The 15,609-nt window shown below is 41.8% G+C and carries 13 protein-coding genes and 1 pseudogene; 8 read left to right on the top strand and 6 right to left on the bottom strand.

The annotated features are described in order from the left end of the window. The first annotated feature begins 210 nt into the window (after nucleotides 1-210). The 7 genes from P2W71_RS00170 (at nucleotide 211) to P2W71_RS00200 (ending at nucleotide 7,991) form a co-directional block, all read left to right on the top strand. Entirely contained in the window at nucleotides 211-2,028 is a 1,818-nt protein-coding gene (locus tag P2W71_RS00170) for a histidine kinase (protein WP_276365443.1), read from the top strand. A 12-nt stretch (nucleotides 2,029-2,040) separates the two neighbouring features. Further along, on the top strand, nucleotides 2,041-2,664 hold the full coding sequence (locus P2W71_RS00175) for a response regulator transcription factor (RefSeq protein ID WP_276365446.1): 624 nt from the start codon (nucleotides 2,041-2,043) through the stop codon (nucleotides 2,662-2,664). Between the two features lie 98 nt (nucleotides 2,665-2,762). After that, entirely contained in the window at nucleotides 2,763-3,206 is a 444-nt protein-coding gene (locus P2W71_RS00180) for a response regulator transcription factor (protein WP_276365449.1), read from the top strand. A gap of 3 nt (nucleotides 3,207-3,209) precedes the next feature. Continuing rightward, entirely contained in the window at nucleotides 3,210-4,745 is a 1,536-nt protein-coding gene (locus P2W71_RS00185) for an ATP-binding protein (protein ID WP_276365452.1), read from the top strand. Further along, nucleotides 4,726-5,121, top strand: a complete 396-nt coding sequence (locus tag P2W71_RS00190) for a response regulator (protein ID WP_276365455.1) — start codon at nucleotides 4,726-4,728, stop codon at nucleotides 5,119-5,121. The genes P2W71_RS00185 and P2W71_RS00190 overlap by 20 nt, the downstream gene beginning before the upstream one ends. Before the next feature lie 157 nt (nucleotides 5,122-5,278). Continuing rightward, a complete protein-coding gene (locus P2W71_RS00195) occupies nucleotides 5,279-7,207 on the top strand; it encodes a hypothetical protein (protein WP_276365457.1) in 1,929 nt (642 codons plus the stop codon). A gap of 55 nt (nucleotides 7,208-7,262) precedes the next feature. After that, complete coding sequence (locus P2W71_RS00200; protein WP_276365458.1) at nucleotides 7,263-7,991, top strand: hypothetical protein; 729 nt, start codon at nucleotides 7,263-7,265, stop codon at nucleotides 7,989-7,991. Nucleotides 7,992-8,034: 43 nt separating this feature from the next. Here P2W71_RS00200 and P2W71_RS00205 read toward each other — a convergent pair whose 3' ends face one another. The 3 genes from P2W71_RS00205 to P2W71_RS00215 are packed head-to-tail and all read right to left on the bottom strand — an operon-like array spanning nucleotide 8,035 to nucleotide 9,457. After that, the gene (locus tag P2W71_RS00205) at nucleotides 8,035-8,262 is read right to left on the bottom strand and encodes a hypothetical protein (protein WP_346659949.1); all 228 of its coding nucleotides are present in this window, start codon (nucleotides 8,260-8,262) and stop codon (nucleotides 8,035-8,037) included. Further along, nucleotides 8,250-8,717, bottom strand: a complete 468-nt coding sequence (locus P2W71_RS00210; RefSeq protein WP_276365459.1) for a hypothetical protein — start codon at nucleotides 8,715-8,717, stop codon at nucleotides 8,250-8,252. Before P2W71_RS00210 ends, P2W71_RS00205 begins: the two co-directional genes overlap by 13 nt. Before the next feature lie 29 nt (nucleotides 8,718-8,746). Continuing rightward, complete coding sequence (locus P2W71_RS00215; protein WP_276365462.1) at nucleotides 8,747-9,457, bottom strand: intradiol ring-cleavage dioxygenase; 711 nt, start codon at nucleotides 9,455-9,457, stop codon at nucleotides 8,747-8,749. A 287-nt stretch (nucleotides 9,458-9,744) separates the two neighbouring features. On the opposite strand from P2W71_RS00215, the gene P2W71_RS00220 reads away from it, so the two are divergent. Next, entirely contained in the window at nucleotides 9,745-11,061 is a 1,317-nt protein-coding gene (locus P2W71_RS00220; protein ID WP_276365465.1) for an alkaline phosphatase family protein, read from the top strand. Between the two features lie 91 nt (nucleotides 11,062-11,152). On the opposite strand, the gene P2W71_RS00225 is transcribed toward P2W71_RS00220, so the two are convergent. The 3 genes and pseudogenes from P2W71_RS00225 to P2W71_RS00235 all read right to left on the bottom strand — a co-directional run bounded on the left by P2W71_RS00225 (nucleotide 11,153) and on the right by P2W71_RS00235 (nucleotide 15,571). Further along, nucleotides 11,153-13,072 carry an alpha/beta hydrolase-fold protein gene (locus tag P2W71_RS00225; RefSeq protein ID WP_276365467.1) on the bottom strand — a complete coding sequence of 640 codons (1,920 nt, stop codon included), beginning with the start codon at nucleotides 13,070-13,072 and terminating at the stop codon, nucleotides 11,153-11,155. A 49-nt stretch (nucleotides 13,073-13,121) separates the two neighbouring features. Further along, nucleotides 13,122-14,197: pseudogene (locus P2W71_RS00230) on the bottom strand (alpha/beta hydrolase-fold protein). A 198-nt stretch (nucleotides 14,198-14,395) separates the two neighbouring features. Next, nucleotides 14,396-15,571: an esterase gene (locus P2W71_RS00235; protein WP_276365470.1), complete on the bottom strand. Its 1,176-nt coding sequence runs from the start codon at nucleotides 15,569-15,571 to the stop codon at nucleotides 14,396-14,398. Nucleotides 15,572-15,609: the final 38 nt, after the last annotated feature.

A 15,609-nucleotide genomic window follows, 5' to 3' on the forward strand; every position in this document is an offset into this window, starting at 1 on the left:
GAAAAACTCTACAATTCAGGGATAAAATTTTACAGTCGCTAATTTCAATTGTGTTTTAATGGATACATTAAACGTGCCGCCTCGCCAGTTTCGTGTTGCCATGTTTTGCCGATTCAATTCGAAGGAAAAAACATATATTAACATATCAAAAGCAAGAAACCGATATTAACAGGTATTGCCGTTTTTGTTGCGATCACCGTTCTGACGCAATTGTTAACCTATCAGCGATACCTCATCAGTGAAGATGAGGTATTGGAAAAAGTAGCGCGCGAGGCTGACTTTATAAGAGACCGGTTGAAATCTTCATTGAGTTATAGCCTTTCTGCGACAAAAACGTTAGCCTTTATCGTAGCAGAATACGGGGTTCCCACGGATTTCAAAAGCATGGCAAAAGAAATTGTTGAATCCAACAAATATATTGACGCCCTTGAACTCACCAGCGGAGGTACGATAACACATATTTATCCTCTTGAAGGAAATGAAAGTGCTATCGGATATAATATACTTAAAGATTCAGCAACCAGTAAAGAGGCGTTACGGGCAATGAAATCAAAAGAACTTTTCTTTGCAGGACCGTTGGACTTAAAACAAGGCGGCATTGCGGTCGTTGGCCGGCTTCCCATATATAAAGACGAAAATTTTATGGGCTTTTCGGTGGTGTTAATAAAATTAAGCACACTGTTAAAAGCTGCAGGCATAGACTCACTCCAAAATAGAAATTTTACTTATCAGCTTTCAAAAGTTAACCCCATTACTCAAAAAGAAGAATTTTTTTTGCCAGTTTCGATGGCAATAAAAAGCCGGCATGTGGTTTCCATCGAAGTACCCGATGGCGAATGGAAATTATATGTTATCGCTAACGACAGGACTTCAGCCCTTTTTAATGTGTTTGGCTTTGCGATCCTCGGTTTTGGACTCTCCGTAACTGCGGGTCTTTTCGCCTGGTCACTTGTACGCCAGCCGGCTAAATTAAATGAGTTGGTACAAGAGAAAACCCAACAGTTGGTTGCCGAAAAAAATCTTTCGGAGTATATTATTAATGCATTGCCTGGAGTTTTTTATTTGTATGATCGTTCAGGAAGATTTATAAAGTGGAATAAAAACTTCGAAACGGTCTCTGGTTATAGTGCTGAAGAAATGAAGAAGCTGCATCCATTATCACTTTTTCAGGGTGAAGAAAAAAACTTGGTAAAACAAAGAATTGACCAGGTGTTTGAAACGGGTAAATCTGACGTCACGGCTCATTTTTATACCAAGGACCGACAGAAAATACCCTATTACTTTAATGGCCGGCGGGTCAGTTATAATGGATTCGAATACCTTATTGGAATGGGAATAGATATTTCCGACCGGATGGCAGTGGAGAACAAATTACGGGAACGCACTGATGAAATTCAACGCCTTACTGCTCATCTTGAAAAGGCTCAGGAGGAAGAAAGAACTCGAATAGCCCGCGAGATACACGATGAACTTGGTCAACAGCTAACCGGGTTAAAAATGGATGCATCGTGGATAGCAAAAAATCTTTCAGTGAGTGAAAAACCGGTGCAGCAAAAAATTATAACAATGATGTCTCTCATTGATGACACCGTAAAAACCGTTAGGCGCATTTCGTCGGAATTGCGTCCTGGAATCCTTGACGATCTTGGTCTATTGCCAGCGTTGGAATGGCAAAGCCAGGAGTTTGAAAAACGTACCGGCATAAAAACCACTTTTCATGCAGGAGTAGAAGATTTTAATCCGGAAAGAAATCTTTCAACGAACATTTTTCGGGTGTATCAGGAAACGCTTACCAATATTGCACGCCATTCAAAAGCAACCGAGGTAGAAGCGAATATCAGTGCGCACCATGATTATATTGTGCTTGAAGTAAAAGACAATGGGCAAGGGATGGATACAGATGCCACCAATAAAAATACCTTGGGTTTAATTGGAATGCGGGAACGCGCGCTACTATTTCAGGGCGAGCTGACTATACAAAGTGAGAAACAAAAAGGAACCGTTATCAGATTAAAAGTACCGCGCTAAAATTTTAGAACCATGAACTTCCTGGTAGCAGACGATCACGCTGTTGTAAGAAAAGGGCTTGCCCAAATCTTATGTGATGAATTTCCCGCAGCAACTGTTAAGGAAGTTTCCAATAGCCACGAGGTTATGGAAGCCGTGAAAAAAGAGTCGTGGGACGTTATCTTGCTGGACATTTCCATGCCAGGCAGAAACGGTATTGAAACGTTAAAACAATTACGGTCGGAAGGAATCAAAACCCCCGTGCTGATGCTGAGCATGCATTCGGAAGATCAGTATGCTATTCGGGTATTAAAGGCGGGTGCGTCAGGGTTCTTAAATAAAGAAACAGCCACCGAAGAATTATTGTCAGCGGTGAAAAAAGTATTAACAGGTCGAAAATATATCACTCCATCGGTTGCAGAGAAATTAATAGATACTTTGGAAGATGATCAAAAGCCTGCATATGCATCACTCTCGGACCGGGAGCTTCAAGTCCTTCAACATATCGCTTCCGGCAAAACCGTGACCGACATCGCCGATCAATTATCCCTCAGTGTAAATACCATCAGCACTTATCGCTCCCGCATACTTGATAAATTGAAACTTAATAACAATGCGGAGCTTACACGCTATGCAATCGATAACAACCTAGTGTAAGCGGAACTTTTAAATCGTAAGCCTCGCTAAGGCGATGGTGTGTAGTACAAAGTGCTACATGTCTTTCATCAAAACTCCTATCAACCCTGGGCATCTTCATGCCGTTCTTTGTATCAGTAAATATTTCCATGAAGGAAAACCCGATTTCGTCAGACTTGAAAATTATGACTGTGGATGACTCTGTCATCGTCGCAGAAAGACTTGCTTTGATGTTAAATGAGGTGGAGAAAGTAAAGTTTTTAGGTAACGCCACGAACATTGCTACGGCCCTTCATTTGATCGGAGAGCGAGTACCCCATGTTGTCATTCTTGATATCAATCTTAAAGATGATATGCTGGTAGCCAATGGTGTACACTTGCTTATTCAGTTAAGAAGAAAATATCCAACAATGAAAATTATTATGCTTACAAATTTATCGGGACCACAGTATCGTAGCACATGCATGACATTGGGTGCCGACTATTTCTTTGATAAGACAAATGATTTTGAGAAGATACCTGAGACATTAAAAGAGATTCAAGTTCAGTTGGACAAAGCATGATGTATGATAAACGAGAAGATTAGGATACTTCATCTGGAAGATGAGGAAAGTGATTCAGAATTAATAGCACGCCTCTTGAAAAAGAGCAACATTGCCTGCGATGTCAAATTGGTAAATACGAGAAACCAATACAAGACCGCATTGCATGAATTTAAACCTGAAATTATTCTCAGCGACCATGGGCTTCCTGCCTTCAATTCGATTGAAGCCTTGGAAATTTTGAGAAAGTCAAATTTAGACATTCCGTTTATTTTAGTAACCGGCGCGGTAAGTGAAGAATTTGCAGTAGTGGCTGTACAAAAAGGTGTAGACGATTACATTCTAAAAGATCGTTTGCATCGCTTGCCTGTTGCCGTTACGAATGCTTTGGAGAAATACCGAATTGAAGCGGAACGCAAAAAAACCGAGCGTGAAAAAGAGGAAGCAAGAAAACGGATCGAAGAAAGTGAAAAATTATACAACCAGCTAGTACACGATTTACCCGCTGCTGTGTATACCTGTGATTCGCAAGGTAATATTATGATCTATAATAAAGCCGCAGAAACACTGTGGGGAAGAGTACCTGACCGTAGTAAAGAAAAATGGAGCGGTGCGTGGAAATTGTACGACAAGGAGAATGTTCCGGTAACACATGAATCATCTCCTATGGCTCGGGCTATTAAAGAGGGTATTAAGATCGAAGAAGAAATTATTATTGAACGGCCCGACGGCACAAAACGGTATGTGGTCATGCACCCGACGCCTACTTTTAACGGCGAGGGAATTATAATAGGCGCGTCCAACATGATGATCGATATTACAGAAATTAAAAACGCGAACGTTGAAACGCTGATGCTGGTGGACCGTCTGCAATTAAAAAACAAAGAGCTTGGCCAGTTCGGGTACATGATATCTCACAATTTACGCGCTCCGATTGCACGAATACTAGGACTCGCCAGCATTTTCGATGTCGATCCGAAAGAGAACCAATTTATTGTAGATAAAATTGCAGAAGCGGCCAACGATCTTGATAACATCGTAAGGGATATCAATACCGTTGTTTCGGTCCGGAATTCCGAAAAAGGAAAGCGTGAGTTTGTAGCGTTTGAAACGCAACTCAGACTTGTGATGCAAGTGCTGCACCAAGAGATTTCGGAAAGTAAAGCTGTTATCACATCAGACTTCCGCCACGCCAAAGGAGTATTTACTATCAGAAACTATTTTTACAGCATTCTTTATAATGTTCTTTCGAATGCCATCAAATTTAAATTACCTGAAGGACCACTGCACATTCATATTCACTCAACAGAGGAAAAAGACTATATATGCCTGTCTGTACGAGACAATGGATCAGGCATTGACTTGAATAAAAATGGAACAAAACTATTTGGGCTGTTTAAAAAATTGAATCATTCAGTCCCTGGTAAAGGCGTTGGTTTACACCTTGTCAAAACACAAGTGGAATCGCTTGGAGGTAAAGTTGAGGTAAAAAGTAAAGTCAATGAAGGTTCGGAATTTAGCATCTATCTGCCTAAAAATCATGACAGCGTTATCAGCTAAAAATATTTTGCTAATTGATGATGATCCCGTTGCTAACCTCGTGAACCAAAGAATAATTGAATGTCATTTTGATTTTAAAACCGTTGTCTTCACTGATGCGCACATGGCATTGCAACAGCTCAAGCAATGGCTCCTGTTACACACCATGCCGTTACCTGAAATTATTTTCCTCGATATTGATATGCCAGAAATGAATGGCTGGGAATTTCTTGAAGAGCTGCATAAACTCCCGATGTTATACCTCGCCAAATGCAGGATCGTAATACTTACCTCGTCAATTGATCTTGATGACATTGAAAAGTCGAAGTCCTATAAGGCGGTGTTCGACTTTGTTTCCAAGCCATTGACTGTGGAGAAACTAAAAAGCCTCGTTTAACCGAACATGGCTTTCAGAAAAAACTATTGAAGAAAAAACAATTTCCTAACTTTAGTGTGGGCCTTATTTTTTTTGATCTTACAGGATCAAGATGATGAAGCCAGAAGGCGTTGAACGCTCTCTCCAAAATCAACAAAGAAAACGCACACTTTAGCAAATGAAATTAAGATTTTTCTTAACGACAGCTATCTTACTCACTTTTGAGTGGACAGTTGCATCACATGGGTTTCAGAGATCTGCGTCTAACAAAACAACTTCGGGAGAATTTATTATCGAACCACCCACCCTGATTTGCGCCGGGTTTGAATGGAGGATCAGCGATGATGACAATCGTAATGCGCGTGTGCAGGTTTCATTTAGAAAAAAAGGGGCGACCGCCTGGCAAAAAGGATTACCCTTGCTGAGAATTGGTGGGGAAAAGATTTACGGACATGAACAACCCTGGGTACATACTACGGAAAACATGTTCGCCGGAAGTATTTTCAATCTTGAAGAAAATTCAAATTACGAATGTCGATTTCAGTTGACAGATCCGGATGGAGTTACAGGACAAAGTGAACATATTGTTTCAATCAAGACAAAGGCTGAGCCTGTACCCTATACAGGCGGAAAAGTTTTTCACGTGTATCCACCGGGTTATCGTGGTCACAAGGAAGTCCCCGCGTTTACAGGATTAAACGAAGCTTACTATGGAGGAGGGAATACTGGTGATTGGTGGAACGTTCCGGAACCGCGTGTTCAACCCGGCGATGTAATTTTAATGCACGCCGGCAGATATAAAGGTAACCGTCTGAAATATGCAGATTCCCTGGCACTTGATTTCCATGGCGCCTACGTGCTGACTCAAAAGGGTACGCCAGAAAAACCAATTGTTATCAAAGCCGCAGGCGATGGAGAAGTAATATTCGATGGCGATGGGGCATACAGATTGTTTGATGTAATGGCTGCAGACTATCATTATTTCGAAGGCCTGACCATTCGAAACACAGATATCGCTTTTTATGCCGGACTTAAACGTGTCATGGGATGTAGCGGCCTGACAGTGAAGAATTGTAAAATGGAAAACATCGGTATGGGGGTGGTAACTTATAACGCCGACTCAAAAGACTTTTACATTGCCGATAACGTAATGGTTGGACGTCATGATCCGGATACGCTTGTAGGTTGGTATGGACTTGAAAAACCATCTCCTCTAACTTCTTACTATGCCATTAAAGTGTACGGTCAAAGTCATGTGGTTTGCCACAACGCTATATTGTTTTTCCATGATGGCATTTGCGTAGATACACATGGTTTACCCGAGGCCGGTAAACCTAAATGTGTCTCCATTGACTTTTACAGGAATGACATCTTCAATATGGCTGACGATTTCATTGAGGCGGATGGAGGCGTTCACAATATAAGAGTTTTTGAAAACCGTGGTTTTAATTCATATCATTCTGCGTTAAGCGCACAACCTATCTTTGGAGGGCCCGTATATTTTTTCAAGAACATTTGCTACAACGTACCGGGCACTGCATTAAAATACACCGTGCGCCCTTCCGGGATATTTACCTATCAGAATACATTTGTCGCTGATGTAGCCATTACCAATTTCTCAAACGGACATTTCAGAAATAATCTATTTATCGGCCCCGATGATAACCGCCATGCACTGAGTGCTACCACATTTACCCGCTATTCTTCGATGGATTATAATGGCTATCGGAAAAAAAAGCACGGAGGAATGAAATACCGCTGGCGTTATCCGCATTTGGATTCTTTAAACCATGCCGATGAAAAACAACTCACAACCTTCGAGTTCACATCACTGAAAGAATTTAGTAAGAAAACACAACATGAAATACATGGTGTGGAATTGGAAGATGATGTATTTGCCCATGTGCCGCTACCTGACGTTACTAACAAAGGGCATGTCTATCCAGTAAACGGATTTGATTTTAGTTTGAAACCTTCAAGTAAAGCAGTTGACGCCGGTTGTGTTCTCCATAATATAAACGACAATTATTCTGGTAAAGCACCTGACTTAGGAGCGTTGGAATTAGGGGCGACACCACCACAATACGGACCCAGAATGAAAAAATAATTCATCTTCAAAAATTCAACTTATTAGACTTGAGCATGTCGAAAAACTAAAATAAATGAAACGGGTAGGTCAGTTCATTCTAATCATTATCATTTCCATTTCGGTACTTGCAGTCGCCGTCATTGTTCAAACGGTGGATCCTGCACAAAAAGATACTAACGTTTCAACATATGTTTTTAGGGACACTCTTGCAAACCACATCTACAATCTTGACAGCCTAAAAGCAATCATTGGAGAAAATAAAGGGCTTCCCGAAGGATTTGAAGTCGCGGCAGCCATTGCATATTCTGCCTATCCAGAACTAAAAGATGTTAAGATCGACATGATACTCACGCAAGAAGGCGCGCCGATGGAGTCGACTGTAAATGTCTGGACGCTGCTGGGGCCACGGACGGGAAGGCATTATTTAATTTTATTGAACGATGCGCAAGGCTCCTACTTTAATCCCATTCTGCTACGCTCACTTCCCTTTGATGCACAGGTTGGCATTCTCGCGCATGAACTCGGTCATGTCGTTTATTATCACCAATTAAACTTGCTCGCCTTTGGCAAATGGGGACTCAGTTATCTGCGTGATGATGAGTTTCGCGCTATACACGAACGAACCACTGATCTGATGCCGGTGTATCACGGACTTGGCAGCCAGATTTATCAATATGCCTATTTCGTTCGCAACGACCCCAGCTGCAAGGAATTCTATCAGCAGGGAAAAAATTTTATGGACAAGTATTATTTGACTGATAAGGAGTTGTTAGCAGAAATCAAGAATGAAATCTCGGACTAAATTAAAGGTCATTAGGAAAAGTAAATACACTGGACCGTTACTACTAAGACAATTCAAAAAGCAGCAGAATTGCATCATTTGAAAGTGCTTCAAATTCAAGTTCTGACACATTCGACAGGCTGAGTCCATCCCTTTGCTCCAGAAGTCTGTTCTGAAATTCGAACGCGCCTTCCAGTACAAAAGCAAACACATGTCGCCTGCAGAATGCGGTTTTAAAAGTACAATGGTGACGTCCCGAGAATTTTCCGATATGGCAACTTACCGTGGAGATGTAGAAATATTAATTAGTGAATTTTTTGACGCATCCAAGTCAAATGTGGAATATATTGATTGCTCATCAACGGTTCCATGAGTTGAGAACCAGCAACAAATAAAATTGATAGGTTCATTTTGAAACTCGTTGATTATGTTCAGGACTGAAGCCTTTTTCAAATAAAGTAAAACACGCTGTCCGACGTCAACAAAATGTTCCACAGCCTCATTTCCAACTTTATAATTAAAGCCACCAATCACGGGTAACAAAAAGATTAAATGATTATCAGGGAGGAAATAGGTTAAAGTTCCTTGTTGCATTAAAGTCTCGTCATTGCATACGGTCAGATTTCTGAATGGGCGCCTGTAATCGCGATGATACGTTCCGAAATTAAAAGCATGAAGACTCCGATGGGTTGGAGAATGTGTACCTCCCCTTTGGCCAGCAAGATATATTACAGCTTCAGGCTCCATGTTAAAAAGTACGCTAATGTTTCATACCATTAAGCACTTACGATAATCGTATGCGAAAGAACATAACCATCCGCTACATTTCCTGCGATTGTCGACATTTGATTCGCCAATGAATCGGAGAAGACGTTATCTACAGCATTTGAAGTGTCCTGTTTTCCTTTTTTATAAAACTGCGTTGCAGTTGTATATACTGTATCACAAACATCCGTAGGAAAGGCAATTTGAGTTACCAATAAAGACTTGCCCGTTGCATCGTAGACATGGACGTGAATGTGAGGAGCCCTTCCACTGTACCAGCCCGGAAAAATGCTTTTGAATGAAATCAATCCATTGGTGTCACTGCTTTGACGACCTCTTAGAAAATGCACGCCTTGTAAATTAAGGGACTGCATACCGGTTCCTCCATATTCTGAATAATAGCCATCCTTATCACAATGCCATATATCAACAATAGCATCGGAAAGAGCCGCACAATTATTATTTTTATTTTGGATGGTAATATGGATTTGCATTTCTATTCCAGTTCTGTCCGATCGGATATCGGTCATCACCAGACTTGACGGGCTTTTTGTAGGAAACGGTCCTGCAGTTTCAGATGGTGACACGGTACATGATCCTGAGCCTGTGGAACTCGCATCTGTAACAGGAATTGGATCAACATTCTCATTGCCACATGCCGCAACAAAAGGGGCTACGAGACTACTCAAGCCCAATCGTTTAATAAATTCTTTCCTTTGCATAAATAAAATTGATTTCAGAAGATTTACAATGTAACGCATCAAGGAGTGTTACATTTTATAAATGAAAGATTTTGCGACAAACGCCGGTTATTATGCGAGCAATGACCCAAAAAGAATTCTTTCCAAGCCTGGTTGAGTCATTTTATCCCCACCCATCGATGTTACATTGCGGAATTTTCAAAAAGATACAAGCTGTTAGAAATTAGAACTTGTTACTTACTACAACTCTTGACGATGTCGCCGTTTAGAACGGATGAATAAACTGGTATATTGATCTTTGTTTCTTAATGATGGAAATATTTAAATTTTATCCGCAGAAAATAAATGCTGCCCATAGGCAATTACCCATAAAGACGATAAAGCTTAAATTCATTGTCAGTGTATTTTTAAGTGTAGGCATTGCATTCAACTTAACTGCGCAGGTCCAAGAGAAAAAACCAAAAGCTGTCTTTGTAATTCTGGACGGCGTTCCCGCTGATGTCATTGAGAAATTGGCGCTCCCGACCTTCGGCGAAATTGCAAAGACCGGCGGATTTGCGCGCGCTTACGTCGGCGGGGTGAAAGGCACATACAACGAAACGCCTACCATCTCAGCACCCGGCTATATTTCTTTGCTCTCTGGAACATGGGCTCATAAGCACAACGTCTGGGATAATGATATTTCCCAACCTAACTATCACTACTGGAACATTTTTCGCATTGCTGAAACAGTTAATCCAAAAATTCAAACTGCCATTTTTTCTACATGGTTGGATAACCGAACAAAATTAATTGGCGAGGGACTTGAACAGGCAGGATCAGTAACGCTCGATTATAAGTTTGACGGCCTTGAACATGACACGATAAGATATCCACACAATAAAGATGCAAGCCATATCCTTAAAATTGATGAGGCCGTTTGTGATGAGGCCGCACGATTCATCCTAAATAACGCGCCGGATCTTTCGTGGATCTATCTGGAATACACGGACGACATGGGTCACCGTTTTGGAGATAGCCGTCAGTTCTATGATGCCGTAAAAAATGCAGATGCTCAACTAAAAAAGATTTGGGAATCGATTAAAGTCCGCGAAGAAAAATTTAACGAAGATTGGCTCCTAATTATTACTACTGACCACGGACGTGATGCTGTCGAAGGTAAAAATCATGGTGGACAATCAGAACGTGAACGCACAACGTGGATCACCACCAACAGTAAAAAGTTAAATGACCGTTTCAAACAAAATCCTGCTATTGTTGATATACTGCCATCGATATGCAATCATTTACAATTGCCGATACCTGACACCATAAGTCGGGAATTAGACGGTGTTCCATTCATAGGCACAGCTGATTTTTCAAACCTTTCGGCGACGTTGAAAGAGCATGTTATCACTGTCAAATGGAAAAGCTTTAGCGAGCTTAATACTGACAAGGCAGAGATTTTTTTTGCCGATAAAAATAATTTCAAGAGCGGTGGAAGTGATAGTTATAAAAAAGCCGGCGAGGTTTCTATTCACGAAGAAGAATTTACGTTCAGCGTTCCAACCAACTCCGGGTATTTTAAAGTGTTGCTCAAGGGACCTCATCACTATTCCAATGTGTGGATCTCAGCTAGCCCTTAGCAGGCAGTGTTTCTGGTACCAGGAAATAGATCTTGCATAGTAGGATGGTCAAACCAGATCTGATTGGGTTTGACCATCCTTTTATTTCACTTTACTTAAAAAGCAATTGTGCAAAATTATAAAGGTTGTTTCTCCACACGGGCCAGGTGTGACCACCCGGATATTCACTGTAAGTATATTTTATTCCCATCTCATCAAATTTTCCCATCATGACCTTGCAATTATTGTGTGCAATATCTTCTGGTCCACCCATAGCGATCCAAAAGCTTTTCAGATTAGAATTAATAGTCCCGGCGTTGTTTTTCATGAACTCATATTGAGGGTTTGAAAGGTTGGGTTGATTAGCCCACCATCCTGAACTGAATACGCCGAGGTAAGAAAACATATTGGTATTTTTTAATCCCGCGTAGAGTGTCTGCAAGCCACCCATCGATAAGCCGGCAAGCGCTCTGCTGTTCCCATCGGCAGCAGTACGATAGTTCTTTTCTACAAAAGGAATTACAGATTGCTTCAATTCATTTTCAAACATCCGCAATGACTGTTCACCAAAACCTGCGATACCACCACTTCCAAAATTTCCATCCATCATTACCACCAACATCGCCTTAGCTTTCTTTTCCGCAATAAGATTATCAAGGATGAGATCAGTTTTTCCTTGCGTAGCCCAGCCTCTTTCATCTTCTCCCCCACCATGAAGAATGTACAACACTGGATACTTTGTAGCGGCTGTATCATATCCCGGTGGCGTATAGATGTACATGTTTCGCCATGAGTTGGTAATCGACGAATAGTAACGTTTTATCCGAACGTCCCCGTGAGGCACGTTCTTTATCGCGTAATATTCATCGCCTGCAAATGGAATTTCAATACCACTGGCCATCCTTCCCATTCCATAAAAAGTTTCTGATGAAGGATCAGCTATGGCAACACCATCGATCAGCAAGGAATAATAATGAAACCCTTCACTGAGAGAGTCGGTTGTAACTTCCCAGAACCCGTCATTGCCTTTTACCATATCATACTTCTTTCCCAAATCGATTTGCATTTTCTGAGCATCCGGTGCTTTTATTCTAAACAGGGCACGGCTGCCTGAAACAATCCGTGGATACTTTGCTGACCTTACGTTCGTTGCTGCCGCGGATCCAAGCAAATCGTATTTCGGAAAATCGTTCACCTTTACGGGTTTGAATAGCAATTGTGAGAACATATAGAGATCGTTCTTCCATACTTTAAAATCGTGGGCACCTGGCTCAACATAGAAAATGTGCGGGACATCATGTGCTTGCAAATAGTCGTGCGTACGTTTGCTGAATGACATCAAGCCATCATCAACACCGCATGATATCCAAAGCAATTTTAACTGACCTTTCGCCTTTGCCGGATCGGGTAGAAGTACTTCAGGAGCTTTTGTATTGGGTGCTGAAGAAAATCCTCCCACCCATGCAAACTTATCCAGGTTGCCAAGACCGAAGTTGAGAGATTGACCGCCGCCCATAGACAATCCCGCAATGGCACGATGCTCACGATCCTTGTAGACAGAATATTTTTTTTCTACAAATGGGATCAGATCGTTCAATAAATCTTTTTCAAACGTAGAGAACGCCTGAACTTTCACGCTGTCAAAAATATTGCCTGTTGCACGATCATCCTTCATTGCCCGACCGTTGGGTAACACAACAATCATGGGCGCCAATTTTTTCTGTGCATACAGGTTGTCCAGAATAACATGTGGTTGTCCTCCTTTCAACCATTCCTTCTCATCCCCACCGATGCCATGGAGCAGGTATAACACCGGGTATTTAATTTTCTTCGAATAACCAGGTGGCGTATAGACCAACATTTTTCTGGTAACGCCCACCGTCTTTGAAGAATAGGATACCGTATCGATTTTCCCATGGGCAAAGGTTGCCTGCGCCACATCAAAACCTTCCGGGGCATGTTTGATAATTTCCTGAGCGTATCCGGTGAATACCGTGAGAACAGCAATTAAAAAAGAAAATATTTTTTTCATTTGGTTTTAATTATACTCGGTTTGCAAACTTGTTGTTTGTTACGAAGGATCATTTGAATAATTGCGCAAGGCTGTTGGCGAGAAACAATTTGCAATTCATCCAGGTATGGCCGCCAGGTACTATCAAAGTCTCCAGCTTCAGATTCTTTTCTTTGAACATCGCGATATTTTGTTTTACACTTTCGTAGAGAAAATCTTCGGTCCCCACGCTAATGGTAAACAACTTCAATTGTTTATTCATCGCTGCGGCATCAGGTGTCCAATCAGAGAAATTTTTTCGAAACTCGTCGGTCGCCGTATAGGGCGCATACGAACACACATAGGCAAACTTATCTGGATGGGTTAACCCGATATTTAATGTTTGTCCACCTCCTACAGAAAACCCGGCGACCGCTCTGCCTTTACTCTCCCGAATCACCGGATATTTCGATTCAATAAATGGTATAATATCCTGGATAACATCTACCGTAAATTGCTCCATAGGCTTAGGCCGTACGTTGCCGTAGGGCATCACGATGATCATGGGTACTGCTTTTTTTTGCGCGATAAGATTATCAGCAATCAGATTCGCGCGCCCAACTTTAGTCCATGTTTCCTCGGTGTCTGAACCACCATGGATGAGATACAGGACAGGATATTTGGTCTTACCCGCGGGATTAAATCCGGGGGGCGTGTATACCAGTACCGTACGCGTGCTACCGAGCGTTCCTGATTTATAATATTCATAGCTGATTTTTCCGTGAGGCACATTCTGCAATGAATGTATCAGCGGTTTGTCACCAGGGACTTCCAGGATACTTCTCTTGAATCGTTCATTTGCAAAGATGTGGGTGTTATTCGGGTCTGCTGTCTGTACACTATCAACCCAAAAGCTATAAGGGTAAATATCGGGTTTAATAGATTGTATTGTAACGCTCCAAATCCCAGAGGTGTCCTTCTTCATGGGAACCGGGGCAGACAAAAATTCTCCGCTTACGGATACCTTTTGAGCCTGCGGGAAAAGTATCTGAAAGTAACGCTATGATCGGCATGAACATCTGGTGAACTGATGGCTGGAGGTCTTTGTGCGGAAACCGTAATAGTGGTCAGTGCCAACATCATTAATGTGTAAAAAAGTCGGTTCATTGTATTTCAATTATCTTGTTGTCAAAAATTTTTGTGTGCGAGTTGATAAATCAGGCTGCTTGCTCAGTATTGCTTGACGCTATGGTGCTGTGAGTTTTCAAAAGATCCACGCTGTTCAAGTATCCTATTGTCACGTGTCGTTTTTCTTTCGCTCGTGGTTACTAAAGCCGCCAATTATCACCCATGGCAAAAGGGCACTTATTTAAAAAGTAATTGTGCCGTTTCGGAAAGGTATTTTTTTGTATTCATCCAGGTATGTCCGCCTGACGTAATGCGACTTTTGTAGTTTACCCCTTTTGCTTTCAGGAAGTCCATAAATTCTACAGTAGAATTGTACAAGAAGTCTTCATTACCAACCCCTATCCAAAATAATTTTAGTTGTTGATTTGTATTGGCTGCGTTTTCGTAGATGGATCTGTAATCGCGTTCCATTTCATTGGAAGACAAATACGAAGCGTAACAACATATCCATGCAAATTTATCCATGTTACCAAACGCCGATCGCAGTGTTTGCCCTCCTCCACGCGAAAAGCCTCCGATCGCACGACTTTCGCGCGTTTGGATCGCCCGGTAATTTTTTTCGACATAAGGGACAATATTATTGACAAGATCATTTTCGAAGTCCTTTGCCCTCTTAAGGGCATCGGCGCTTTCCCGGCCCATTGGATCGGCTGGTTTAGGCGCGCCTGTTTGTGCTGCAATCCTTGCAGCGACATTTCCGTAAGGCATTACGATGATCATAGGTCTGGCTTTACCTTCGGCGATCAGGTTGTCTAAAATAAAATTTGTGCGACCTACTTTAAACCATGTTTCTTCCGTGTCCGTTGTGCCGCTGATCAGGTAGAAGACAGGATAACTTTTTGATTGGTCTTTATCATAACCTGGAGGTGTATAGATGACGAGCGATCCTGTTGTCTTTTCTGAAGATGGGTAGTACTCGTATGTAACTGTGCCGTGCGGAACATCTTTAACTGCGTGAACTAACGGTGGGTCTGCTGGTACATCCACAAGGCTTGCTTTAAAACGCTCATTTGGAAAAAAGGCGACATTCGCAGGATCCATAACCGTTACACCATCTACGTTGAAACTGTATGGGTAGATGTCAGGGTCAATAGGACCAACAGTTACACTCCAAATACCGGATGTATCTTTAGCCATTGGCAGCTGTTCTTTTAAAAACTGCGCGCTTAATTTAACTTCGTTTGCCCGTGGGGCGAGATAACGAAACACAACCGTTTTGTCAGGATTCACCTGAGGTGAAATCACCAACGGTCCCCTTGGGGGCTGGCCCTTGACTGTTAATACACCGGCAAGCATTATCAAGCTAAGCAGCGCATTGGTCATTGATTTTTTCACATTGAATTCACATTTCATTGGCTTTTTATTTAGTTACGTTAATTGGGTATCCTTTT

It is taken from the genome of Chryseolinea sp. H1M3-3, from assembly GCF_029360725.1.
Lineage (GTDB): Bacteria > Bacteroidota > Bacteroidia > Cytophagales > Cyclobacteriaceae > Chryseolinea.

Excerpts from the sequence above, each read along its gene's own strand:
- P2W71_RS00220 (WP_276365465.1), top strand. The coding sequence starts at position 9,745 with ATGATGGAAATATTTAAATTTTATCCGCAGAAAATAAATGCTGCCCAT.
- P2W71_RS00180 (WP_276365449.1), top strand. The coding sequence starts at position 2,763 with ATGCCGTTCTTTGTATCAGTAAATATTTCCATGAAGGAAAACCCGATT.
- P2W71_RS00185 (WP_276365452.1), top strand. The coding sequence starts at position 3,210 with ATGATAAACGAGAAGATTAGGATACTTCATCTGGAAGATGAGGAAAGT.
- P2W71_RS00195 (WP_276365457.1), top strand. The coding sequence starts at position 5,279 with ATGAAATTAAGATTTTTCTTAACGACAGCTATCTTACTCACTTTTGAG.
- P2W71_RS00225 (WP_276365467.1), bottom strand. The coding sequence starts at position 13,072 with ATGAAAAAAATATTTTCTTTTTTAATTGCTGTTCTCACGGTATTCACC.
- P2W71_RS00200 (WP_276365458.1), top strand. The coding sequence starts at position 7,263 with ATGAAACGGGTAGGTCAGTTCATTCTAATCATTATCATTTCCATTTCG.
- P2W71_RS00210 (WP_276365459.1), bottom strand. The coding sequence starts at position 8,717 with ATGGAGCCTGAAGCTGTAATATATCTTGCTGGCCAAAGGGGAGGTACA.
- P2W71_RS00215 (WP_276365462.1), bottom strand. The coding sequence starts at position 9,457 with ATGCAAAGGAAAGAATTTATTAAACGATTGGGCTTGAGTAGTCTCGTA.
- P2W71_RS00175 (WP_276365446.1), top strand. The coding sequence starts at position 2,041 with ATGAACTTCCTGGTAGCAGACGATCACGCTGTTGTAAGAAAAGGGCTT.
- P2W71_RS00235 (WP_276365470.1), bottom strand. The coding sequence starts at position 15,571 with ATGAAATGTGAATTCAATGTGAAAAAATCAATGACCAATGCGCTGCTT.
- P2W71_RS00190 (WP_276365455.1), top strand. The coding sequence starts at position 4,726 with ATGACAGCGTTATCAGCTAAAAATATTTTGCTAATTGATGATGATCCC.